This is a genomic window from Wolbachia endosymbiont (group A) of Eristalinus aeneus, from assembly GCF_964026915.1.
GTDB classification, from domain to species: domain Bacteria; phylum Pseudomonadota; class Alphaproteobacteria; order Rickettsiales; family Anaplasmataceae; genus Wolbachia; species Wolbachia pipientis.
In genome coordinates, this window is record NZ_OZ034712.1 from 1,034,374 (window position 1) to 1,056,575 (window position 22,202).

The 22,202-nt window shown below is 35.5% G+C and carries 28 protein-coding genes and 2 pseudogenes; 14 read left to right on the forward strand and 16 right to left on the reverse strand.

Features of this window, described 5'->3' with window-relative positions:
• Window positions 1-777 precede the first annotated feature (777 nt).
• Both AAGD62_RS05265 and def read right to left on the reverse strand, forming a co-directional pair.
• Window positions 778-1,590: a uracil-DNA glycosylase family protein gene (locus tag AAGD62_RS05265; protein ID WP_155968814.1), complete on the reverse strand. Its 813-nt coding sequence runs from the start codon at window positions 1,588-1,590 to the stop codon at window positions 778-780.
• A complete protein-coding gene (gene def, locus AAGD62_RS05270) occupies window positions 1,580-2,119 on the reverse strand; it encodes a peptide deformylase (protein ID WP_155968816.1) in 540 nt (179 codons plus the stop codon). Before def ends, AAGD62_RS05265 begins: the two co-directional genes overlap by 11 nt.
• Window positions 2,120-2,268: 149 nt before the next feature.
• On the opposite strand from def, the gene ftsA reads away from it, so the two are divergent.
• Both ftsA and map read left to right on the forward strand, forming a co-directional pair.
• On the forward strand, window positions 2,269-3,507 hold the full coding sequence (gene ftsA / locus AAGD62_RS05275) for a cell division protein FtsA (protein WP_155968818.1): 1,239 nt from the start codon (window positions 2,269-2,271) through the stop codon (window positions 3,505-3,507).
• A gap of 132 nt (window positions 3,508-3,639) precedes the next feature.
• Window positions 3,640-4,422, forward strand: a complete 783-nt coding sequence (map, locus tag AAGD62_RS05280; RefSeq protein ID WP_155968820.1) for a type I methionyl aminopeptidase — start codon at window positions 3,640-3,642, stop codon at window positions 4,420-4,422.
• A gap of 27 nt (window positions 4,423-4,449) precedes the next feature.
• Here map and AAGD62_RS05285 read toward each other — a convergent pair whose 3' ends face one another.
• Window positions 4,450-5,697, reverse strand: coding sequence for an MFS transporter (locus AAGD62_RS05285; protein ID WP_155968822.1), 1,248 nt, complete (start codon window positions 5,695-5,697; stop codon window positions 4,450-4,452).
• 213 nt (window positions 5,698-5,910) lie between these two features.
• Between AAGD62_RS05285 and rsmH the strand changes: the two genes are divergently transcribed.
• The gene (rsmH, locus tag AAGD62_RS05290; protein ID WP_007548285.1) at window positions 5,911-6,792 is read left to right on the forward strand and encodes a 16S rRNA (cytosine(1402)-N(4))-methyltransferase RsmH; all 882 of its coding nucleotides are present in this window, start codon (window positions 5,911-5,913) and stop codon (window positions 6,790-6,792) included.
• Window positions 6,789-7,100 carry a hypothetical protein gene (locus AAGD62_RS05295; RefSeq protein ID WP_007548286.1) on the forward strand — a complete coding sequence of 104 codons (312 nt, stop codon included), beginning with the start codon at window positions 6,789-6,791 and terminating at the stop codon, window positions 7,098-7,100. Before rsmH ends, AAGD62_RS05295 begins: the two co-directional genes overlap by 4 nt.
• Window positions 7,101-7,401: 301 nt before the next feature.
• Here the strand turns inward: AAGD62_RS05295 and AAGD62_RS05300 are convergent, their stop codons facing one another.
• Window positions 7,402-7,701 carry an NADH dehydrogenase ubiquinone Fe-S protein 4 gene (locus AAGD62_RS05300; RefSeq protein ID WP_341812701.1) on the reverse strand — a complete coding sequence of 100 codons (300 nt, stop codon included), beginning with the start codon at window positions 7,699-7,701 and terminating at the stop codon, window positions 7,402-7,404.
• Window positions 7,702-7,846: 145 nt separating this feature from the next.
• Here AAGD62_RS05300 and AAGD62_RS05305 point away from each other — a divergent pair, with 145 nt between their 5' ends.
• Both AAGD62_RS05305 and pth read left to right on the forward strand, forming a co-directional pair.
• Window positions 7,847-8,458, forward strand: coding sequence for a 50S ribosomal protein L25/general stress protein Ctc (locus tag AAGD62_RS05305; RefSeq protein WP_155968825.1), 612 nt, complete (start codon window positions 7,847-7,849; stop codon window positions 8,456-8,458).
• The gene (gene pth / locus AAGD62_RS05310) at window positions 8,458-9,006 is read left to right on the forward strand and encodes an aminoacyl-tRNA hydrolase (protein ID WP_155968827.1); all 549 of its coding nucleotides are present in this window, start codon (window positions 8,458-8,460) and stop codon (window positions 9,004-9,006) included. The genes AAGD62_RS05305 and pth overlap by 1 nt, the downstream gene beginning before the upstream one ends.
• A 2-nt stretch (window positions 9,007-9,008) precedes the next feature.
• On the opposite strand, the gene AAGD62_RS05315 is transcribed toward pth, so the two are convergent.
• Window positions 9,009-9,971: an IS481-like element ISWpi4 family transposase gene (locus AAGD62_RS05315; protein ID WP_012673056.1), complete on the reverse strand. Its 963-nt coding sequence runs from the start codon at window positions 9,969-9,971 to the stop codon at window positions 9,009-9,011.
• Window positions 9,972-10,414: 443 nt separating this feature from the next.
• Window positions 10,415-11,563, reverse strand: a complete 1,149-nt coding sequence (gene ubiH / locus AAGD62_RS05320; protein WP_155968829.1) for a 2-octaprenyl-6-methoxyphenyl hydroxylase — start codon at window positions 11,561-11,563, stop codon at window positions 10,415-10,417.
• A gap of 333 nt (window positions 11,564-11,896) precedes the next feature.
• Here ubiH and AAGD62_RS05325 point away from each other — a divergent pair, with 333 nt between their 5' ends.
• The 3 genes from AAGD62_RS05325 to AAGD62_RS05335 are packed head-to-tail and all read left to right on the forward strand — an operon-like array spanning window position 11,897 to window position 12,837.
• On the forward strand, window positions 11,897-12,226 hold the full coding sequence (locus tag AAGD62_RS05325; RefSeq protein ID WP_007548762.1) for a transposase: 330 nt from the start codon (window positions 11,897-11,899) through the stop codon (window positions 12,224-12,226).
• Between the two features lies 1 nt (window position 12,227).
• Window positions 12,228-12,410, forward strand: a complete 183-nt coding sequence (locus AAGD62_RS05330) for a transposase (RefSeq protein ID WP_167347183.1) — start codon at window positions 12,228-12,230, stop codon at window positions 12,408-12,410.
• Between the two features lie 19 nt (window positions 12,411-12,429).
• Complete coding sequence (locus AAGD62_RS05335; protein WP_264339099.1) at window positions 12,430-12,837, forward strand: transposase; 408 nt, start codon at window positions 12,430-12,432, stop codon at window positions 12,835-12,837.
• Between the two features lie 43 nt (window positions 12,838-12,880).
• On the opposite strand, the gene AAGD62_RS05340 is transcribed toward AAGD62_RS05335, so the two are convergent.
• From AAGD62_RS05340 to AAGD62_RS05360, 5 genes are all read right to left on the reverse strand, one after another.
• A protein-coding gene (locus AAGD62_RS05340) for an IS5-like element ISWpi1 family transposase (protein ID WP_094189578.1) occupies window positions 12,881-13,713 on the reverse strand; the annotation gives its coding sequence in 2 pieces (ribosomal slippage) (window positions 12,881-13,344 and window positions 13,344-13,713; 834 coding nt in all).
• Window positions 13,714-13,784: 71 nt separating this feature from the next.
• The gene (locus AAGD62_RS05345; RefSeq protein ID WP_155968340.1) at window positions 13,785-14,276 is read right to left on the reverse strand and encodes an IS630 family transposase; all 492 of its coding nucleotides are present in this window, start codon (window positions 14,274-14,276) and stop codon (window positions 13,785-13,787) included.
• 19 nt (window positions 14,277-14,295) lie between these two features.
• Window positions 14,296-14,643, reverse strand: a complete 348-nt coding sequence (locus tag AAGD62_RS05350) for an IS630 transposase-related protein (RefSeq protein ID WP_155968342.1) — start codon at window positions 14,641-14,643, stop codon at window positions 14,296-14,298.
• Between the two features lie 233 nt (window positions 14,644-14,876).
• Window positions 14,877-15,881 carry an Mrp/NBP35 family ATP-binding protein gene (locus AAGD62_RS05355; RefSeq protein ID WP_007548295.1) on the reverse strand — a complete coding sequence of 335 codons (1,005 nt, stop codon included), beginning with the start codon at window positions 15,879-15,881 and terminating at the stop codon, window positions 14,877-14,879.
• A 7-nt stretch (window positions 15,882-15,888) separates the two neighbouring features.
• On the reverse strand, window positions 15,889-16,269 hold the full coding sequence (locus tag AAGD62_RS05360) for a hypothetical protein (protein ID WP_265032060.1): 381 nt from the start codon (window positions 16,267-16,269) through the stop codon (window positions 15,889-15,891).
• Window positions 16,270-16,765: 496 nt separating this feature from the next.
• Between AAGD62_RS05360 and AAGD62_RS05365 the strand changes: the two genes are divergently transcribed.
• The 4 genes from AAGD62_RS05365 (at window position 16,766) to AAGD62_RS06900 (ending at window position 17,800) form a co-directional block, all read left to right on the forward strand.
• Window positions 16,766-17,059, forward strand: coding sequence for a transposase (locus AAGD62_RS05365; RefSeq protein WP_007548709.1), 294 nt, complete (start codon window positions 16,766-16,768; stop codon window positions 17,057-17,059).
• Window positions 17,060-17,181: 122 nt separating this feature from the next.
• Window positions 17,182-17,478 (forward strand): IS3 family transposase, encoded by a 297-nt coding sequence (locus AAGD62_RS05370; protein ID WP_094189604.1) that lies wholly within the window; start codon window positions 17,182-17,184, stop codon window positions 17,476-17,478.
• Window positions 17,479-17,481: 3 nt separating this feature from the next.
• Window positions 17,482-17,643, forward strand: a complete 162-nt coding sequence (locus tag AAGD62_RS05375) for a DDE-type integrase/transposase/recombinase (RefSeq protein WP_010082071.1) — start codon at window positions 17,482-17,484, stop codon at window positions 17,641-17,643.
• Entirely contained in the window at window positions 17,636-17,800 is a 165-nt protein-coding gene (locus AAGD62_RS06900) for an IS3 family transposase (RefSeq protein ID WP_010082072.1), read from the forward strand. The genes AAGD62_RS05375 and AAGD62_RS06900 overlap by 8 nt, the downstream gene beginning before the upstream one ends.
• Window positions 17,801-18,203: 403 nt before the next feature.
• Here AAGD62_RS06900 and AAGD62_RS05380 read toward each other — a convergent pair whose 3' ends face one another.
• The 3 genes and pseudogenes from AAGD62_RS05380 to AAGD62_RS05390 form a co-directional block, all read right to left on the reverse strand.
• A complete protein-coding gene (locus AAGD62_RS05380; protein ID WP_155968837.1) occupies window positions 18,204-18,989 on the reverse strand; it encodes a hypothetical protein in 786 nt (261 codons plus the stop codon).
• Between the two features lie 65 nt (window positions 18,990-19,054).
• On the reverse strand, window positions 19,055-19,444 hold the full coding sequence (locus AAGD62_RS05385; protein ID WP_155968839.1) for a phage tail tube protein: 390 nt from the start codon (window positions 19,442-19,444) through the stop codon (window positions 19,055-19,057).
• A pseudogene (locus tag AAGD62_RS05390) lies at window positions 19,419-19,745 on the reverse strand (DUF3168 domain-containing protein); the annotation flags it as partial. The pseudogene AAGD62_RS05390 and the gene AAGD62_RS05385, both read right to left, overlap by 26 nt.
• A gap of 57 nt (window positions 19,746-19,802) precedes the next feature.
• Between AAGD62_RS05390 and AAGD62_RS05395 the strand changes: the two are divergent.
• A pseudogene (locus AAGD62_RS05395) lies at window positions 19,803-20,635 on the forward strand (IS5 family transposase).
• Window positions 20,636-20,849: 214 nt separating this feature from the next.
• Here AAGD62_RS05395 and AAGD62_RS05400 read toward each other — a convergent pair.
• Both AAGD62_RS05400 and AAGD62_RS05405 read right to left on the reverse strand, forming a co-directional pair.
• On the reverse strand, window positions 20,850-21,398 hold the full coding sequence (locus tag AAGD62_RS05400; RefSeq protein WP_151807563.1) for a head-tail connector protein: 549 nt from the start codon (window positions 21,396-21,398) through the stop codon (window positions 20,850-20,852).
• Window positions 21,399-21,534: 136 nt separating this feature from the next.
• Window positions 21,535-21,846 (reverse strand): hypothetical protein, encoded by a 312-nt coding sequence (locus AAGD62_RS05405; protein WP_007548422.1) that lies wholly within the window; start codon window positions 21,844-21,846, stop codon window positions 21,535-21,537.
• Between the last annotated feature and the right edge of the window lie 356 nt (window positions 21,847-22,202).

Here is a 22,202-nt window from a genome sequence, read left to right on the forward strand (position 1 = left end):
ACAGCTGTACGAACATTGCAATTTGCAGGCAATTTGCGTGGCAGATTCAAGTAGCTGACACTGGTTTCCATCCAAGACAGCAGTAGCCCTTTCGGTGTTATTTCAGTGCTTGACACTGAAATCCAGGATTTTGATTGGATACTGAGTTGGTAAGCATAAAAGTGTAGCTAACGCGAGCTCTACGTCATACCGCGATTTATTCGCGGTATCTCAAAGCATAGATCCCGCTGCGGGATGACGATTGTCGTTTAGCTATAAACATTAAGAAATTTACCAAACGAAAAAAAAGGCAAAAGAAGCCCTGGGGTTATTATCCGCTTTAAAATATTGGCGTTTTTTATGTTTTAAACGCTTGACAAGCAAGATTAAGCTGCTTTTAATTGCAACTAACTTACGCTGCAAATGTTTAAGAAATTTACTAAGCAGAAAAAAAGACAAAGAATCCCCGAGTTAGCTAGTCTTTTAATATCTCTGTCGAGTATTGGCATTTTTTGATGTCTTGTAACGCTTTATAAGCGCGTTCAGCTTATTTAGACAAAAATCTAGATGTAGATGAAGTTTTGTAAAGACATACAGTATCTATATACTGCAAAAAATTGAACATAAGACGCCGATACATTAAGTAATCCTTACCTTTTAATCTGCAGATTGGCGAAAGCAAATACAATAGCTTCAATTTTATGATAAGGGCGCTGGCGGAGTTTGTCAAGGAAGTTTTTTCGTTTCTAACGATTGTTAACATGCTGCAAAAAACTATGCAAGAGGTCTACCACTTTATTAGGTATTTGTGCAGTTATTGGTGTTATCAAGATACTCCCTAATCTTCTTCAAGTCCTCCCAGGCTAAACGTTTTTGTGCCGGTTGGCGAAGTAGGTAAGCTGGATGAAATATAGCGGCTGTGGTGATTGAATTGGACAAATATTGGTTAGTGTACGTATGAAATCTACCACGCAAATTCGATATAGTTTTTGTGCTGTCAAGAAGGCTATAACATGCGATTCCCCCGACTAAAATTAGAATTTGCGGTGAAACCAGTGCAACATGCTTCTCAACAAATGGTCTGCACATATCAAGCTCTAGGTCGGTTGGCTTTCTATTGCCAGGTGGGCGCCAAAATACAGTATTGCTTATGTATACCTTAGTGCGATCAAGATTGATTGCATTTAACATTTTATCGAGCAACATTCCACTTGCACCACAAAATGGTATGCCTTGAAGGTCTTCATTTGCTCCTGGAGCTTCACCAACGAGCATAATTTTTGCATTTGGATTACCATCGGAAAAGACAGTATTAGTTGCAGTTTTTTTTATCTCACAACCTTCAAATGATTCAACTGCACTTCTTAATTCATCCACACTCCCACATTTACCTGCAAGTTTCCTTGCTTCAATTATCCAATCACTTGGAAACATGTCTTTTCCATCTTTAGTGTCACCCCAGCGCGTATCTGCATCTTTCTTCTTGGTCCCAGTTTGGATAACAGAGGGTTCTTTGCTCTCCAATTTTTTTTCCTCTTCACCCTCCATTAGTGTGCAATCAACGCCCACTTCATGGTAAAATTTTAATAATTCTAGGTCTTTATTGCTCATAATGCTTTTTAACCTTTTGTGCTTTTTTCATGGCCATATCATACTTTAATTTAGATAAATGTCTAATATATAATATGCCGTTTAAGTGATCTAATTCATGCTGAATACACCTTGCAAGCCAACCACTAGCTTTTAGCGTCTGTTCTTCGTTATTTAAGTCTCTGTATTTCACAGTTAGATACTTTGGACGCTTAATTTCATGACTTTGCTCTGGAATTGAAAGGCATCCTTCCTTGAGAATTACTTGTTCATCGGATAATTCTGTAATCTCAGGATTAATCATGTAAAATTTGCCAGTTGAGCCATATCCTGCTGGCTCATTTTCAATCGTTTCTAGCTGAATATCCATAACAAAAATTCTCTTTAACACTCCAACTTGCACTGCAGCAAGGCCAAGACCTTCTGCATCGTACACAGTTTCGAACATGTCGTTTACTAATTCTTTAATTTTATCGTTTATATCTGTTACTTCACTGGCACGTGTGATTAGTCTTTCATCAGGGGCAATTACAATTGGTAATATGGACATAAAATGGACATAAAAATTATAATTCTATGTTTTGCTTTTCCTTTTGTCCAGAATTTAGTGTATATTAAAATGTTGCTATATCTATAATAGAAATATAAATTATTAAAGAAAGCTACAATTTAAATGAAATTGCGTAATAAGGTTAACTAATGTACTCTGCAGTAATAGCAAAACCAAAGAGAAACGTTTTTGCTGTTTTAGACATAGGTACAACAAAGATTATTTGTCTAATCGTTAAGATAAATGGCAACTTCAGCTATAAAGTAACAGGAACGGGTTATAAGATTGCAGAAGGTGTAAACGGTGGGTCGATAACTAATGTAAAACACGCAAATTACTCCATCTCATCAACTATAGGTTTAGCTGAGCAAGTGTCAGAGGAAACTATAGACCAGATATATGTGAGCATTGCTGGATGTGGCATCTCATCTTTCAATGTACATAATGAAATTATTGCAGCTAATCATGAAATTTCTGACCGGGATATAAAACGTGTAGTTTTTCAGACGTTTGAGAAATATATTGAAGAAAATGTTATCATTCACAATATACCACTGAAATATCACTTAGATGACATGACTGACATAAAAGAAGTTGGTGGATTGTACGGAAAAAGACTATCTGCTGATGTTAATGTTGTCACTGCTTCGCGTCCAGCGCTTACCAATATTGAAAACTGTATTACCAATAATGGTGGATTAAATATGGCAGGTTGTATTGCTTCTGCATATTCTGCAGGTCTTGCGTGTCTCAGTGAAGATGAAAAAGAGCTCGGGACTGCTATTGTTGATATAGGCGGTGGGTGCACTGCAATTGGAATTTTCAAAAGAGGGAAACTTGTGTATGCAAGCAGCGTTCCAATTGGTGGCGTTCATATCACTCGAGATATTGCTTACGGGCTATGCACAAGCATAGAACGTGCAGAGTATATAAAAATACTGTATGGTAGCACTATCGTAACTTCAATAGATGAGAATGAGTACATTACAATGCAAAACAACGAAAATGATGAACCTACTCAAGTATTCAAATCTGAGCTTATTAACATCATAAGACCAAGAGTTGAAGAAATACTTGAAATGGTAAGAGAGCAATTTCAAGAGCAGAAAGATCCAATTAATAAAGTAGTGATCACAGGTGGAACTAGTCAACTCACAAGCATGAAGGAAATTGCAGGCTATATATTCAATAAGCAAGTTCGAATTGGGTGCCCTGAGTCTTGTAGCGGTCTTGATGGCGAATATGATAAAAATCCTGTATTTTCTGCTGCTATAGGCTCTATAAAGCTAATAGTTGACACTTTTTATAAAAATAATTCTGGTATTTTAGGTCAGGATGGTAAAATGAGTAAATTGTATAATTGGGTTAAATCAAAAGTTACAGTCTAGATTTCTGTTTTACCACCTTTCATACAAATGACTTGACACTAGGATCCATAGGACTTATTTTTATAATATGTAAAATTATTATGTTTATGTACTTGCGAGTAAGCGTACCAATTACAATAAGACATGGAAAATATGAACATAACTATACACTCACAAGAAGATTTTGAATTTATGCGCAAGGCTGGCAGGCTTGCTGCTGAAACTCTTGATTTCATTGCACCGTACGTAAAGGTAGGGGTGACAACTAATGAGTTAAATGATCTATGTCATGATTTTATAATTAATGCAGGTGCAATTCCAGCACCACTAAACTATAGGGGGTATCCAAAATCGATTTGCACTTCAAAAAATGCAGTTGTGTGCCATGGTGTTCCCGATAATAAACCACTTAAAGATGGAGATATTTTAAATATTGATGTCACGGTGATTTTAAATGGCTGGCATGGTGATACAAGTCGCATGTTTTGGGTTGGCAAGCCATCAATAAAAGCAAAACGCTTGTGTGACGCTACTTATCATGCATTGATGGAAGCAATCAAACAAGTTAAGCCCGGCAATAAGTTAAATGAAATAGGGCTTGCTATAGAGAAATATATTAGAGATTTTGGATATTCTATCGTACGCAGCTACTGCGGACATGGTATAGGAAAAGTCTTTCATGCTCCACCAAATGTAGTGCATTTCTATGATCAAGATGAAAATCTCGTCTTGAAGGAAGGTATGTTTTTTACAATAGAGCCAATGATTAATGCTGGAAAACATGAGACTCTGCTCAGTAAACTCGATGACTGGACAGTAACAACACGCGATCTTTCACTTTCTGCTCAATTTGAGCATACGATTGGAGTAACAAAAGATGGTGCTGAAATATTCACATTATCACCTAAGAATTGGCATTTCCCACCTTATAATTAGATTTTTTTAAATTCTGCTATACTGCAACTATACTTGGTTTACTTTGGGTAATTTTGAAGAAAGCTCACCCTTAATTTGCGATATAGCAACTAGCCCAATTAATGCACAGAAAATCATGTAAAAACTAGCTGAAGTCTCTTGTCCTGTAACCTTGATAATTGTTGTGCATATAAATGGTGCAAGGCCGCCAAAAAATCCAGCAGCTATATTTCTTGATAAACCAAATCCACTGTACCGAACCTTTGTTGGAAATAATTCGCACATAAGTGCACTGACAGGACCAAGCGATGCAGCTATTGGAATTATAAAAAGAATGTGTGCCAGCAAGTAATTGCCACTACATAACATTGAAAAAACTGGATAACTCACTATTACAAAAGCTATAAATGCAAATTTCATAACTTTTTCTCTTCCTACCTTATCAGAAAGTATTGCAAACAATATTGTCAATCCTCCGAGCGCAATTTGACTCAGTATTTCCACTATATGATTAAAATGAGTATTTACTGTTAATATTTTATTCGTAAGCACATTGAAAAATACCAAATATATATAGAGAGACGCATTTTCAACCAAGTCAATACCTATTGATATTAGAACAGGCTTTTTGTAATTGTTTAATAACTCTTTTAGTGGCAATTTAGACGGATTTTTTTGTCTTTTATACTCTGGGCTTTCATCAAGTATATATCTCATATATATGCTAATTAATCCCATTGCTAAACTGAAAATGAAAGGTAATCTCCACCCCCAAGATTCAAAATCAGATACTTTTTTGCATATGAGTACCGCTATCAAGCTTAATACTGAACCAAAAATTGCGCTTAATACTTCAATGCTGCCAAAAAATCCTTTTTTGTTTTTAGGAGCATGTTCTATTAAAAATGGTGCATTTCCTGCTTCTCCTCCAAGAGATATACCCTGCAATAATCTTAAACACACTACCAGCATTGACGCTAGTATTCCAATGCTTTGATAACCTGGAACAAAAGCAATTAATACGGTTGATAAAGTCATTAATATAATCGAGAGCAATAAGGCAACTCTTCTGCCATGTTTATCACCAATGTGACCAAATATAGCAGCACCGACTGGTCTCATTAAGAAACCCACTGCAAACATTCCAAAAGCCTTCAATACGCTGGTTAGTTGATCATCCGATGGAAAAAACACACCACCTATTATGTTTATTAAGTGGCCAAAAAGCATGTGGTCATACCACAATAAAGTGTTACAAATCAAACTTGAAAATATTACTTTTGTTATTTGCTGCATAATTTCCCTATAGCCTGTTTGATCTTATATATAAAAAAAAATGTGAACGTTATGTGAATATTATATTAACAATATTAAACCTTGATTTTAATATTATTGCTCATATATTCCGATAAGATACCATATTTTGGCAAGAAAATCTATGTACATAAATAAAATTGATGTGAAGAGTAGAGTAGGATATCTACACCAACTGTACTTAAATTTTTTGATATGACACACACTCCAGTTTTGTTAAAAGAGATGCTATCACTACTATCACCGCAGGATGGTGGCATATACGTGGACGCCACATTTGGAGCTGGAGGGTATAGCAAAGCAATATTGGAGTCAGCTGATTGCAAAGTATATGCAATTGATAGAGATGAAACGGTAACTAAGTTTTATGATGATTTAAGCGTTAGATATCCAGATAGAATAAAACTATTCATTGAGAAGTTTAGTAATATTAAAAATTTATTAGATAGCAACAATATTGAAGGTATCGATGGAATAGTTTTTGACATCGGAGTTTCATCTATGCAGCTTGATAACGGGGATAGAGGGTTCTCATTTTTACATGATGGTCCACTCGATATGAGTATGGATAACTCTTCTTATATAAACGCTTCAACGTTTGTTAACGCTTTACGCGAAGAAGAAATCGCAAATACTATATATAACTACGGAGGCGAACGTCATTCTCGCAAAATCGCAAGAGCAATAGTAAATGCACGGAAGAAGAAAACTATCAAAACTACATTTGAGCTTGCGGATATTGTACGTTCCGTGGTATTTCGTGGAAAAAGCAAAATTGATCCTGCAACCAGAACATTTCAGGCAATCAGAATATGGGTAAACGATGAGCTGGGAGAACTTGAAAAGGGCATTAAAGCTGCATCTGAGATTTTAAGTGAGAATGGCAAATTAATTGTCGTCACCTTTCATTCCTTAGAAGATCGTATAGTCAAAACTTTTTTTAAAGATTTATGTGCTACTGATTGCAAGACATTCTCTCTTCTAAATAAAAAAGTGATCGAAGCAAGTATAGAAGAAGTAAGTGCAAATCCGCGTTCACGCTCAGCAAAACTAAGAGCTATACAGAGGTTGTCATGAGAACTTTCTGCATCATCTCAATAGTTATGTTTTTTCTTAGCATTGTAGGACTATTTAAGGTAAAATTACATGTTCAGTCATTAAATAGAGAGCTAATAAAAATAAAAAGTGAAATTAATTTAGTGCAAAGTGATATAAAAGTTTTACAAGCAGAATGGAGCTATTTGAATAATCCAAAAAGGCTTGCAAGCCTTGTAAAGAAATACCTGAAAAATAACTCTTTAATACTGGCTAGCCAGGTTAAAAATCTTGACTCTTTAAATGGCCGCAGCGTGCTAGCACAACTTAAAATCCATGATCAACAGTGAGATTAAGTCTTATTTTTTACAGATGAGCACATCACAATAAAACTTACTTTGTATCCGTTCAGGATAGCGGCAAGGTAGTATAACCATAGAGTAAAAGTGAGTTTACAACAAATGGTGTCATCCCAGTGCTTGACACTGGGATCCAGCCTTTCCATAATCATCAAAAACATTGTATTTTAACGTAAAACAGCTATTTTTATGCTTACCAACTTAATAAAATTCCTGGATCCCAGTGTCTGGGCACTGGGATAACAAAGGAGAGCAGTGTCAGCTACTTGCATAACACCATTTGTTGTGCAACTTACTTTAGTATGAAATTGCTTGCGTAAGATTTTGGCAGCCTCTTAACATTTTTTGGCATTTCAATTACGTATTTAACGTTGCGTTTTTTTGCGTAGAATACTGCTTTTTCAAGAGAGTCAAACTTTAATACAATCTGTTTTTTTGGATCTTTTGAGCCAACCCACCCCATCAAAGGTTCAATGTAGTAAGAACCAGATTCAATTTTTAGGTGCCAGAAATTTGTATTACCTAAACCAGATTGTGTTGCAGTTCTTGTTGGTCTATAAATCCTAAAAACTACTTTATCGTCAATGCTCATAGTTCTTGTTAAATAAGCTTAAATATATATCCAAATAAATCCTTTCACAAACAATTAGTATGAAAGAATGAAGTTTGAAATAAATATTTTTATGTTATATTATTATTAAATTATATTAAAAGGATTAGCTAAACAGGAGTAACCGATGACGCAACAGGAAATAGTAACAATTAATGCAGAGTTACGTGATATAACAAAAACAAAAGCGATGCATTCTCTAAGGAAGAAAGGAAACATCCCTGGAATCATATATGGAAAGGGCCATAATAATGTAAATTTGACATTGTCTGCAAAGGAATTCACGAAGCAATATAAATCAGGTTCTCTTTCTGCACATTTGATAGAGCTGAATATTTCGGGCAAAAAGGAATATGCTCTTGTTCGCGATATCCAATTGCATGTAGTAAAGGATACTGTGCAACATGTTGATTTTCAATTTGTTGATAAAGGCAGCGAAATTAAAATAGACATACCTCTATCATTTGTGAATGAAAGTAAAGCTCCAGGGATCAAGTTAGGTGGAGTGCTTAATGTTTTGTGTCGTTCTATTGCTGTTAAATGCTCTCCTGATAAAATACCTCAGGTTATAGAAGTTGATTTATCCGGCAAAATGATTGGCCAATCTATACATATCAATGATGTAAAATTACCAGAAGGTGTTAAGTTTGTAGCTCATGAAGAAGAAAATTTTACCATTGTTACAATTTCTGCTGCCGATAGTGACGTTGAAGAACCTCAAGCAGAAACAGAGGAATAGTGCACCTGATAGTTGGGCTTGGTAATCCTGGCAGTCAATATGAGCTAACTCATCATAATATCGGCTTCATCACCGTTGATGCAATCTGCAAATATTGGAATTTCCAGTCGTTCTCTAAAAAAGCCGATTATCTAATAACCTCTGGCATAATTAATGATAATAAAATCATGTTAATAAAGCCTTATTCATTTATGAATAATTCAGGCATTTCTGTTGCAAAAATACGAAACTTTTACAAATTATCGCTAGATAATATCGTTGTCATACACGATGACGCTGATTTGGAACTTGGAAGAATAAAAGTAAAGAAAGGTGGTAGTTCTGCTGGACATAATGGACTTAAATCCATAGATAGTTTTATTGGCAACGATTATTGGCGCTTGAGATTTGGAGTGGGTAGACCTGAAGATCAAAGAAGCTTAGCAGATTATGTGTTATCAAAATTTTCAAATTTTGATAATGTTACTCCCTTAGTGGAAAAAATAGCAAAAAATATACACTTAATGCTGCAAGGAGATAATACAGCTTTTATCAATTTGATTGTATAATATTACGAAACACAGGGAGTGTATGGTCCCAGAGTGTGATGGTGTGGATTTAGTATGAACAATTCAGGAGATTTTGTCCACTGTAAAGATATAAACTCAAAAGGTGTAAGACCCTTAAGAGTTTTGAGTCTTTTAGCATAATTGTAGGCCATAACAAAGTCATAAAGATGCTCTTTGAGTTGCTGGTGAGACTGATAGTAATACTTCTTAACAGTGGCATTCTTTAAAGTTTTGTTCATACGCTCAACTTGCCCATTTGTCCAAGGATGGCTAACTTTTGTTAGACGGTGTTCAATGTCATTTTCTTCACAAGCTCTATCAAATATATGTTGAAAAGCGTATTTATGGCGTTTTTGGTTGGTAAATTGTACACTGTTATCTGTCAAAATAGTGTGGATTTTATATGGTAAAATTTTAATCAAATTACGTAGAAACTCAGCAGCTATAGGTTTTGTAGCACTTTTATGCAACTCAACATACGTAAATTTGGATGTTCTATCTATTGCAACAAACAAATATAACTTTCCTTCTTCTGTTCTGACTTCTGCAATATCAATATGGAAATAGCCTATAGGATATTGTTTGAATTTCTTTTTTGGTTTAACTTCGCCATCAACATCTGGTAGTCTGCTAATGCTGTGCCTCTGTAAGCAACGATGTAGACTAGAGCGAGTCAAGTGTGGGATTGAGGTTTGCAAAGCGTAGAGACAATCATCTAATGGCAATAGAGTATGCTTACGAAATGCAACAATTACAGCCTCCTCTTCTAAAGTTAAAACAGTTGATCTTGCATGCTTCGGACCCATATCAGCGTCTTTGGCAAAAGACCGTTTTCTCCATTTAATGATAGTTTTTGGATTAAGGTTATAGTACCTGGAGAGTTTTGCTATGCTCTCTTTACTATTTTGTATTGCTCTACGAATTGTCTCTGTTGTCTTGGCGCACCCATGTAATATTTGTCCCATAATTCCTCCTTTGATGGTATTGTTTTCTCATATTTTATCATACCATCACACTCTGGGACCATACATCCCCCCCTCCCCCCCCTAATTCCTATATCAAACCTTTCTTTACTAGATTATATAGTCAATATAAAAAGCCATATAAAATTGCTTCCACTGCTGCCATGAGGAAATTGCTTATTCTTGCTAACTCTTTAGTCAGAGATGACAGGGTTTTTACTGAGGAATATAACTCTCTGTCTGTTTCTATCTAAGAGCCAGTATAGCTGTGGATAAGCACGTTTATACAGATAAAAGTACTTATCCACAGCTACATCAATTTTTCTATTGACTTTTAACACAACTGCTAAACAGATACATTCGTCATCCCGCTACGTGTTAGCGGCCAAGATACCGCGGCGGTATGACGTGGGAAACCTGACTTGCATTAACTATAAAATAGTGATTTATATAAATCCCATAGCATGCCGAATGAAGCGTTTTTTGAGGAAATTTGAATTTTCAACTGCAATAAAGCCAAGATTTCTTAGTGCTTTAGCGCAGAATATTCTGTTGGAAAACATCCTATTTAATCCATCAGTTGCAAGCGCCATTGTAAAATTATCAAAGTATCTGTTACGTGAAATTTTCTTTAATAAATAACTACTGCCAACATCAGTACCAGCCGCTTTTGCAGCAACTACGTGCTTTATAACACTTTCTACATCTCTAATTCCAAGATTAAGCCCTTGACCTGCAACTGGATGAATTGAATGTGCTGCATCGCCGATAAGCAAAACTCTACCCTTATATAACTTTTTTGCGAAAGCAAAACTTAAAGGATAAAGTTTTCTTTCACCCTCTAATTTTATCTCTCCTAAATAAGAACCAAATCTTTTTTTAAGCTCTATAATAAATTCTTCTTCAGACAGATCCATTAGCATTTTTGAAATCTCAGATTTTTCTGTCCAAACTATCGAAGAAGTATAGCCACCCTTCATCGGTAGAATTGCAAATGGACCGCCAGGGAAAAAACGCTCCACAGCTAAGTTTTGGTGATGCAGTTCATGCTTTACATTAAATACTATGCTACTTTGTTTATAGTCAAATTTCACTGTCGGTATAGAAAATAACTCTGGTAATTTAGAGTTTTTGCCTTCAGCGCAGATAAGTAGCGATGATATTAATTCCTGGTTATTATCAAGAATCACTTCCACATATCCTGAATCACAAGCAATTGTTTTATAGGAATGTGGAGAGTATATATTCAGTTTATTTAGAAAATTATTGTTGATTGCATTCCATATAGTAGCATTGTTGATAACATAACCCATTGGCTCTTCGCTAACCATTTTATGATTGTAATGCACAGTAACCGCATCTAATATGCATATATCAAGTATTGGCTCAGCTTCACTTTCCACAAACTGCCAAATCCCTAACTTTTCCAATATTTTTTTCGAGCCTTGAGAAATAGCAAATGCTCGATTATCATCTACTACACGTGGTAGACTATTTTTTTCAATCACAGCTACAGACACAGAGTCACAACTGAGGCCAATGGCAGTAATAAGACCAAGTAACCCACCACCTGAAATGATTACATCATAATTCATTTTATTTACGCTAATTGTAAAATTATATTTTATCTGTTTTGAAAATAGTTTAAACAAACTTTATATATAAATTAAATTTTTTAGATCCCAGTGTCAGCTACTTGGATGACATCTAAAGACACTCCACCTTGTCATTCCAGCACGTAACGAACAACTGTACGAACATTTTGCGAAGGCAGTGTGTTAAATGCTATGGCCGGTTTTGCCTCAAACATAAAGGTGTCATCCCAGTGCTTGACACTGGGATGGCTTTGTTGCATAGCAACTGAAAAAATCTGGTGGCTACTGACAAAATTCATTATAAGATAGCCATTTAACCTTGAAAGAAAAAATATGCCACAAAAAATGAGGGTCAGTAACCATAGCGAATATAACAAATTTCTAGAAAAAAGAGGAAATATTTTTCATTATATCAACGAAGCCATAGAAAAGTGGTACGAGAATGGTCCAAAAATACCAGGTGGCAACAATATTTATAGCGATAAAGTTGTAATTTTGGTGCACATAATAACTTGTTTATTTAGAATAGGCCTGAGGCAAACAGTTGGGTTTATAGCAGGATACCTTGAGCAAATTGGGAAAAATTTGCAAGTTATCAGCTATTCACAATCATCAAGAAGGTTTAAGAAACTCAATATTAAGATCAATGATTGCAGAAAATAATATGGAAGATATCGAAATTGCTATAGACAGTACAGGAATTAGTATATACAACAACACTCCTGGTCATAGCAAAGAAAATAGCGAAGATAGAAAGTATCGCAGCTATGAACAGACAAGAAAATTGCATGTAATGTTGAATACAAACAGCAAAAAAGCCATAGCTGTAAAATACAGTAACGGCTGATCACTATGGAGCTTGTGATTTGCTAAAAGAAGTCGATTTTCAGTATGTCATAAAAGTACTATATGCAGATAGGGCATATGACAGAGAAAAGCTCTATAAGCTGTGTAATCAATATGGTATAAAAACGAAAATTCCTCCGAAAAACAACGCAGCAGAGCATCCAAAGTTAGACTATATGGCTGAGAGAAATGCTGCAATTAGACTAATAAAATCATGCAGCGAAGATGGAATGAAGAGGTGGAAAAGGCAAACAAACTACGGAAAAAGATCTTATATAGAAAGTTTTTTCTCGCGACTGAAACAAACATTCGGGTTTAGTTTTAGGAATAAATCTGAGACAAATAGAGAGAAGGAACTACTTGTTAAATGCTATTTGCTCAATAAGTTCACTGATATTGGTATGGCTAAATTTGAGATAGCTTCATAAATTTATTGTGCGTTACCTAGAGGTTGTCCGGAAACTAGTAAATTCAAGCATATTCCCTCTTTAACATAACCCTACTCATAGCTAGGTATATGAAATTCTCAGTGGATGTTGTGAGTAAATCATACTCCTTCGATAGCCTTCTATTCCTATTAACCCAAGCAAAAGTCCTTTCTACAACCCATCTTCTTGGCTGTACTTTAAACCCTTGTTCTCTTGTTGGTAGTAGCTCAGGTGGCGTATCTTTGTGCACCCAAAATCTACATGGAGGCCTTTTAACAATTTCAATATCTATGTCATATTCTTCCTTTATGTGATTCTTTAAATTTCTTCCTTGGTATCCCATGTCAGCCCACATTTTTTTAACTTTAGTATATTTTGTTCTCATATTGTTTAATGCTATTTTAATACCATCTCTATCATTTTCGTTAGCAGCGCCTACGTAACAACCTAGTATAAAACCCTGAGTGTCTGTAATTATATGCCTTTTTCTACCCTTTACTTTTTTACTTCCATCATAGCCTTTGATCCCCCCTTTTCTGTAGTCTTTACAGATTGACTATCTACTATACAGGCACTCGGCTGCTCATTCCTTCCTATTTTTCTTCTACTATATTTTGTAATTTCATAATTCATTTTCTCAAAAATTCCCTGCTTCTTCCATTGCCTGAACTGCTCATACACAGTCTTCCATAGCGGAAAATCATTTGGTAAATACCGCCATTGACACCCTGTACGCAATACATAGAAAATTGCTTCTAATATTTCTCTTTTGCTATACTTTGGCGGCCTTCCTCCTTTCTTGTATGATACTCTGAAGTGTTTTTCTATTCTTGCCCATTCCCTTTCGCTTAGATCTGTTGGATACTTTTTTCTCATCTTTACCCCGTACTAAAATTTCAGATATTATAGCCTTTTACTTATTTCCGGACAACCTCCTATAGTATTTTCTAAAATGAATGATAAATTTCCATTATGGTATTACCAACCAAAAGTTGTAAGTCTGTATATTTATGCATTAAAGGTCTGAGGCGGCTTTTGATGGTATTCCAACAATGCTCTATAGGGTTCAAATCTGGTGAATATGTTGGTAGATAGAGCAAACGGCATCTAGCATTATCTATTAACTCCTTTGTTTTGGGAGTTTTATGGAATGTGGCATTGTCCATAACTATTGTAGTACCATGTGGCAATTTAGGTAATAACATCTTCTCTAACCATGTATTGAATACCTCTTTGTCACACCCACCTTTGAAAGTCATTGGTGCAATAAATCTCTTTCCAATCCACCCGCCTATTATACTGATTCTCTCTCGTTTTCTTCCTGGAATATCTGCATAAATTTTCTTTCCTATTGGAGCACGTCCATACTCTCGGTATAACCTATTATCAACTCCTGCTTCATCTATATATAAGATGCTGGAATGGTCTATTTTTGAGATTTTATCGGTAAATCGCTGCCTATCTTCTTGATTGCGCTCTTGATATAGTGTAACTTTTTTTTAAAGTAATTCTTAGCTGTTTCAGCCTATACCAAATTGAATTTATTCCAAATCCAAGATTTTGTTTCATCTCTGCCAGCGTATGATCTGGATTCTTTTTAACATATTCTTCGAGTATTTTTGGGTCTATTTTTCGAATAAAGCTGCCGTTTTTCGATGGCCTTAGGCTTTCACCAGCGGCTTTCTTTCTTAACCAGCGGTACAGAGTTGCTATTCCTATCTCCAAAAGCTCTGCCACCTCAACCTTTGACTTCCCTTTTTCTATCATCGATACTGCCCTTTCCCTTAAATCCACACTATACGCCATTATAACTCAAATAGCTTATTATACCTTTATCATTTACTTTGGGAAGTACTATACTATCCGAAGAGCGATGCAACAAAGCCCACTGGGATCCATTCTTCTTTTTTTCTGGATTCCAGCGTCACGCGCTGGAATGACAAAAGCTGCTAATTTTTCATGTAAATAATGGTTATGCAAGCAGTCTATTTTGTAACTAACAAAAGAGGACTTTGATTCGCATGTTTCTCACGCTTATTCTATTGTTTAACTATACTTTGAGCAATGTCTTCATAAATCTCTGCCAAATCCTCACTTAACATTAAAGGATTTCCGCAATCAGAAGCATGGCATATTTGTGGATCTAGAGGAACTCTGCCTAGAAGTTTGATGCCCAGCTCCTCAGACATTTTTTTTGCACCGTCTTTTCCAAATATGTATATTTTTGAGCCGCTTTGAATGAAATAACTCATATTTTCTACAATGCCAATAACCGGTACGCTGAGCTTTGTAAACATATCATAAATTTTGCGAGCATCGATTAAAGAGAGCTCCTGTGGAGTTGAAACTATTATCGCCCCAGTTAAGTTAAAATTTTCCATAAGACTTAAATGCACATCGCCAGTTCCAGGTGGTGTATCAATTATCAAATACTCTATATCGGACCATTTTGTTCCCATTAGCAGACTATAAAGTGCTTTTGTAATCATAGGTCCGCGCCATATTGCTGCACGATCTTTATCGATAAAATAGCCAATTGAAATAGTATGCAGTCCATACTTTTCTATAGGCATTGCTTTACTATCCTGTATTTCTGGCTTTAATTTTTCAGCGCCAAGCATTTTAGGAATTGAAGGACCATATATATCTGCATCAACCAGCGCAACTTTGTGTTTTAACTTTGCTAATGAGAGAGCAAGATTTAGCGCAACTGTGGACTTGCCCACACCGCCTTTACCAGAGGCCACAACGATTATATTTTTCACTCCTTCGATATGTAATTTAGCTTTTTGTTGCCCAGTTTGTTTTTGACAAGTAGCAACCACGGTCACTTTTGTCACCCCCGGTATAGCTTTAACAGCTTGCTCACAATTTCTTCTTAATTCTTCATTTGCTTGCGTGTTACCGGCAACTTCAAGCACAAAACCAACATCTTGACCTTTAATAATAATTGAGGATATTATGCCAAGAGCGATCACATCTTTACCGCTTTTTTGCTCTATGACTTTTTTTAAGTTCTCTCTTACAATTTTTTCGTTGATCATTAGCCTTTTAGGTGATTTCTTCCTGAAGTCGTTTAATCTCAGCTTGAGGAAGGCCGGTTGTCTGAGAGATAATATCAATAGAGATGTCAGCCTTAAGTAGGTTTTTTGCTACTTCAATCTTTCCTTCAATCTTTCCCTCATCAAGTTTTTTAGCGAGGATACCTTCTTCTTTCCGCAGATCCATTATTCTTTCTTCATATGCTACTAAATCTTTTTCATTCCAGCTAAACCTGTCTAATGCATCGTAGGCTAACTTTATTATTGGTGCTTTTTCTGCTATTTTCCTTAAGTCTTCTTCCGTAGTTTCATCTGCATATTGTTGTCTAAGTGAAGAAGGTCGCCCCTCCTCACTCGACTTCAAAACCGTACGTGAGACTTTGCGCCTCATACGGCTTCTCTCCAATTTGGAGCTTTTCATGCACACCTCCTGTGTAATTCATCGTGACAATGTCCATGTAACAAAGATAAGTTTTTGATCATGTTGTTTCGTCTATTCCGGTCTTTGTGATGTATTTCTATTGTATCATCACTTTTAAACCATAGTCTACAATTATCACATTTACTTTGTTGTAACTTCAATAGTTTTATTACTCTTAATGGCTTATCTGGTATTTTTCTCAGACGTTTACCCCAATAAACCCAATCACCATCATATGGAGATCTGGTTTTTTGCACTTTGTTTAATAACATGATCGCTGTGTATAATAAGATGTATCTTGTTACTTGTCATAAAACGCCAGTTATCGTTATTATACTTTTTAAAGTATTTTCTTTTTATCCAGCATTTCCCTTTGTTTGGGTGCCTAAAGACTGACCTTACCCAGAAAAAGTGGAGAGAAAGAAAAGAGTTTTTTTGGGTAAAATAAAATTTTGGAGGATTAGAAATGGTAAGAGAATATACAGCAGAATTCAAATTGGAAGCTGTTAAACTGGCAAATGAACAAAGAAAGGTAGGTCAACCAGTTGCAAAAGTAGCAAGAGATCTAGGAATAAGGGATAGTGTATTAGGAAAATGGATGAAGAAATATAACGAAAAAAAGTCAGCGGCAAATGCATTTCCAGATGTAGCACCTTATGACAAAGAGAGGTTTGATTTACAAAGCAAGAGTAACAAGGGAAAGAGACATTTAAAAAAAAGCCCTGGCCAGTCAAAAAGAGTAAAATATTTTTTTATATAGTAACTGCTATAAAGTACAGGAATTATGTAGGATTTTCTGCTAGTGGCTACTATAAGTGGACCACAAGAAAAATAAGCAGTAGAGAATCAGCAAATAAAGAGCTACTCGAAGCTATTCAAAAAATATATCAAGTTTCTAAATGTAGATATGGAGCTCCTAAAATTCATGCTGAATTGAAGGCTTTGGGTAAAAGTTGCAATTTGAAAACGGTGCAAAGTATTATGCAGAAAAATGACATCAGGGCTATACTGAGAAGAAAGTTTAAAATTAAAAAACAACAAACAGATAATAGAGCTGTAGCTCCCAATATACTAGATCAAAACTTTATTGTTGATCAACCAAATAAAGTATGGGATTACTTACATCAAAACCAAGGAGGGATGGCTATATTTGGCAGCAATAATTCTCACGTATGGTAGTTAATGAGTAGTGCAATAAATAAACAATTGGTTATGAACTCTTTATTAATGGCCATTAATAGGCGTAAACCTGTTAAAAATCTACTGCTGCACAGTGACCAAGGTTCACAATATACTGCGCAAGGGTATCAATATCTCTTAGCTGTAAAGAATATAGATGAGTAATAAAGGCTGTTGTTACGACAATTCTGTTGCAGAAAGCTTCTTTAGCTCATTGAAAAGAGAAATACTTATTGATACTTCACAACACTCTGCTCAACAAACTAGAACTGCAATATTTGAATACATAGAAATTTTTTATAACAAACAACGTCACTATTAACTATTGCATTCCAGAACAATTTGATGCATCATTCTTTTTGTAAAAAACATTCCACACTTTCTCTCCACTTTTTCTGGGTAAGGTCAGTTGGATTTTCACCAACTGTATTCTAAACGCTTACTTGGCGCACCCATAACAAAAATGCCTGAAAAACGTTAATAATTATATACTATTATTAATAATTATTCAACCATATTTTAAGCTTACAATTTTGAGCTTAACTGACGCTTATGGATAGGGGCAACTCTATCACCCTGTGTTATGTTTATTTTCTAACGGACGCTGATTTTTGTATCGTAATTTCTTGCTATAAATTGGTTATATAAGAGCTGGCTTCTAAAATTTTATAACCCTAATTTGAATTAACAGACAGTAGAATCGAAAGATTATTACAAGGAGAAATCTACTCAGATCGACCCTTTTGTGAATCTGCGTTTCTGCTTTCTTCAACTTGTTTTGCAAAAGATGTTTCCGGTTTCTGAAGTGGCTTAGCAATTTCACGCACAACGGCAATAACTGCTGTTAAAAACGTTTTTAACAATGCACCTAAAGCTCCACCAACTGCTTCCCTGCCATATATATGAGCTTGCTTTTCGTTACCGTCAGCAGTTTCCCCTGCCCTCCTTCTTGGATCCATCCTATGAGCAATCACCGAAAACAACACTCCCCTGATTGAAGACTTCACTTTTTCCTTTGCTTCGTGGACATCCCCATCTTTTGCTGTTTCATGTCCATGACTTAAGTGTTTAGCGTTCATTAGCTCCTTTTGTTGCTGGACAAACATGCTACTTAATACTTCTTCTATCACTTGCTTTCTTCTCTTCTCTCTAACTCTTTTCATAGATTCTGATTTATCGCGAGTGTGTTTGGTAGTTTCAAATTCTGCATCAATATCTTCGGACGCAGCCTGACTATATAAAGTCTCTATGAGCCTGTCTATGCTTCGCTTTATTTGCATAGTCCTTTCGTAACTATCCGAATTATCAATTCCTTCGTCGATCTGATTTAGAATATCCTCAAAAACTTTCAAATAGTCTTGAATATACTGTATTATGTATTGCTTATCTTCCTCTTTGTGTTGTTCTTCTTGATTTTGCTGATTTTCATTTTCTAAACTTTTCTCTCTTTTATCATCGTTATTTTCTTCAATATTATCACCGTCTTCCTCGAAAAGGTCTTTGTCGTTCATGATTTTTTTTAATTTAGTTAAAATTCTCACCAGTTACTATTGTATATAAAAAGATTAAATTAACATTAATGAAAAGCGTTTACAACTTCAGCACTGGCTAAAACGACAGTAAAGCTGTCAAAAGCAGCGGGGTCATAATACCTCTCATACAGTTCAACTGAACACCTAAGCCTTATCTTTTCCTTAGCATTAAAACTAATTTCATAATCATTATTAGAGTTTAGCATAGCAGAATTACGTAATAATTCATCAGCTAATACAGAGTCTAAAATTCCATTAATTTTTATCGTAATATGTCTGCTTCCAGCAGAGTCCAATACTTTTCTCCAGCCAAAAGAAGAAATATCTTTCACCTCTTCTCTGTTATTACGCAAAGTAAACCTTAGGTTTCTTATATTATTTAACAGAATAAAATTATTGTCATGATCTTTAATTTTTAGCTGTAATTTGCTCATTATCACCTCCTTTTATCAAAATATCAAAATTAATTGTTGAATGTAAAATTTCATCGTGCTGATCCATAGCACAATTACTTTCTAAAATGGCCTCATTATTAAAACCTTCAATGCTCTTAAGTATCAAGTTAATATGCCTTATAATGGCAAACATACTGTCTATATGATAAGTATATATGTCGCATGAAAATCTTGCCTTTGTAGCAAAATTGGACAGCATATGCAGGTTATTATAATTCACTACACGCAATCTCAGGTAAGGAATGGTGACCTGTTTAGGTAAGTAGTCATAAATGTTAGAGGTTGTCCGGAAATAAGTAAAAGGCTATAATATCTGAAATTTTAGTACGGGGTAAAGATGAGAAAAAAGTATCCAACAGATCTAAGCGAAAGGGAATGGGCAAGAATAGAAAAACACTTCAGAGTATCATACAAGAAAGGAGGAAGGCCGCCAAAGTATAGCAAAAGAGAAATATTAGAAGCAATTTTCTATGTATTGCGTACAGGGTGTCAATGGCGGTATTTACCAAATGATTTTCCGCTATGGAAGACTGTGTATGAGCAGTTCAGGCAATGGAAGAAGCAGGGAATTTTTGAGAAAATGAATTATGAAATTACAAAATATAGTAGAAGAAAAATAGGAAGGAATGAGCAGCCGAGTGCCTGTATAGTAGATAGTCAATCTGTAAAGACTACAGAAAAGGGGGGATCAAAGGCTATGATGGAAGTAAAAAAGTAAAGGGTAGAAAAAGGCATATAATTACAGACACTCAGGGTTTTATACTAGGTTGTTACGTAGGCGCTGCTAACGAAAATGATAGAGATGGTATTAAAATAGCATTAAACAATATGAGAACAAAATATACTAAAGTTAAAAAAATGTGGGCTGACATGGGATACCAAGGAAGAAATTTAAAGAATCACATAAAGGAAGAATATGACATAGATATTGAAATTGTTAAAAGGCCTCCATGTAGATTTTGGGTGCACAAAGATACGCCACCTGAGCTACTACCAACAAGAGAACAAGGGTTTAAAGTACAGCCAAGAAGATGGGTTGTAGAAAGGACTTTTGCTTGGGTTAATAGGAATAGAAGGCTATCGAAGGAGTATGATTTACTCACAACATCCACTGAGAATTTCATATACCTAGCTATGAGTAGGGTTATGTTAAAGAGGGAATATGCTTGAATTTACTAGTTTCCGGACAACCTCTAAGAGATACCGCGGCGGTATGACGATAAGTTCGTCATCCCGCTACTTGTTAGCGGGATCTATCCGTGACGGTATGACGTAGGACTGCTGTCATTCCGCTACGTGTTAGCGGCTGAGATACCGCTGCTTGTTAGCGGGATCTATCCGTAACGGTATGACGTAGTAGCCCAGTTTGAATGACCAGAAAGAGCTACAAAACAACCTTTGGTTCGCGAAATGGAGAATATACCTTCTTCACTTCAGATAAATGGCTACTTACCTCCGATTCACGATTTTTGTAAAGAGCAGAAACATGCCGCATAATACCTAGTTTTATCTGCTCAGGAACATTGTCATAACCAGCTTCGTATACAACATCAACTCTTATTGCATTCAAACAATTGAAAAACTCAACGTAGCCCCCTACATCACTAAAATAATACTTAAGTGTTCTCTTCTCTTGATTTTTAGACATCATTGCAGTAGCCAATACTATCTTACTCACAGGGCCATAGCTTAAATAGATCCTACGAGGTACATAATCTTCATATGAAACTTGCCATGTTTGTTTCACCAGTGACTTTTCCATATGCCACTCAGCATAATCAGTAGCCATAAAAATTAGATCTGAAATCAACTTATCATCCTGGTCGTTCTCAATGCGTAAAAAAGATTTAACCTCTTCTAAAGTAACCGGAAAAGATTTAAGCTTAGATTTACGTTGCACAGATATTCTTGGTGAAGTAGATCTTATTGACATAATAACCCTCCTTTTTGATATAGCTAGAATAAGTAAGGTTTACCTCGTGACAGCGTGGGGCAAATCTTACTTACTTTAGCTATACAGCTTGCATTCAACATTAAGTTAGATTGGCGCAGCAACAACTCTGAGTGCTTTATCGTATGAATATATTAAGAAGAGAGCGAATTAAAGCTGTTTCTCCTTTTTTATTGATAAAATTTGAACTTATAGCATATTCAACTAGGCTAGATTTTAGTAGATTAACATTTTGAGAATGAATATTGTTGAAGATGGAGTTTAACTCTTTAGCAAGCAGACTGCGAAATTTCTGCACACTGTCATATGCGATGTTCTCAAGTTCATGTGCAAATTTATCTTGAGCTATAGTTGTTATATCTTCAATTTCCTTATTAAACTCCTCTAGCTTTTTTTCGTTATTTTTAAAATTTTTCGTAAAAGTTTTCATATCAATTAAACTCAACTACTTTTATGATTATAACTGTAATAAAAAAACTACCAAAGTAAAAAATTCGCACTACTGTGTAACTCATAACTGTACGAACATTGCAATTTGGGCCTACCAGGAGGGCAATGACTCTTATCCAAGTACCCTCTTCTTGTCATCCGAGTAGCTGACACTGGGATCCAGGAATTTTATTAAGTTGGTAAGCATAAAAGTAGCCGTTTTATGTTAAAACACAACGTTCTTGATGAGATTACGGCAAGGCTGGATTCCAGACTGGAATGACATCATCCTTTTTGGGATTCCAGTGCAGCTACTTGCATCTGCAAACTGCAATGTTCGTACAGATGTAGGTGCTA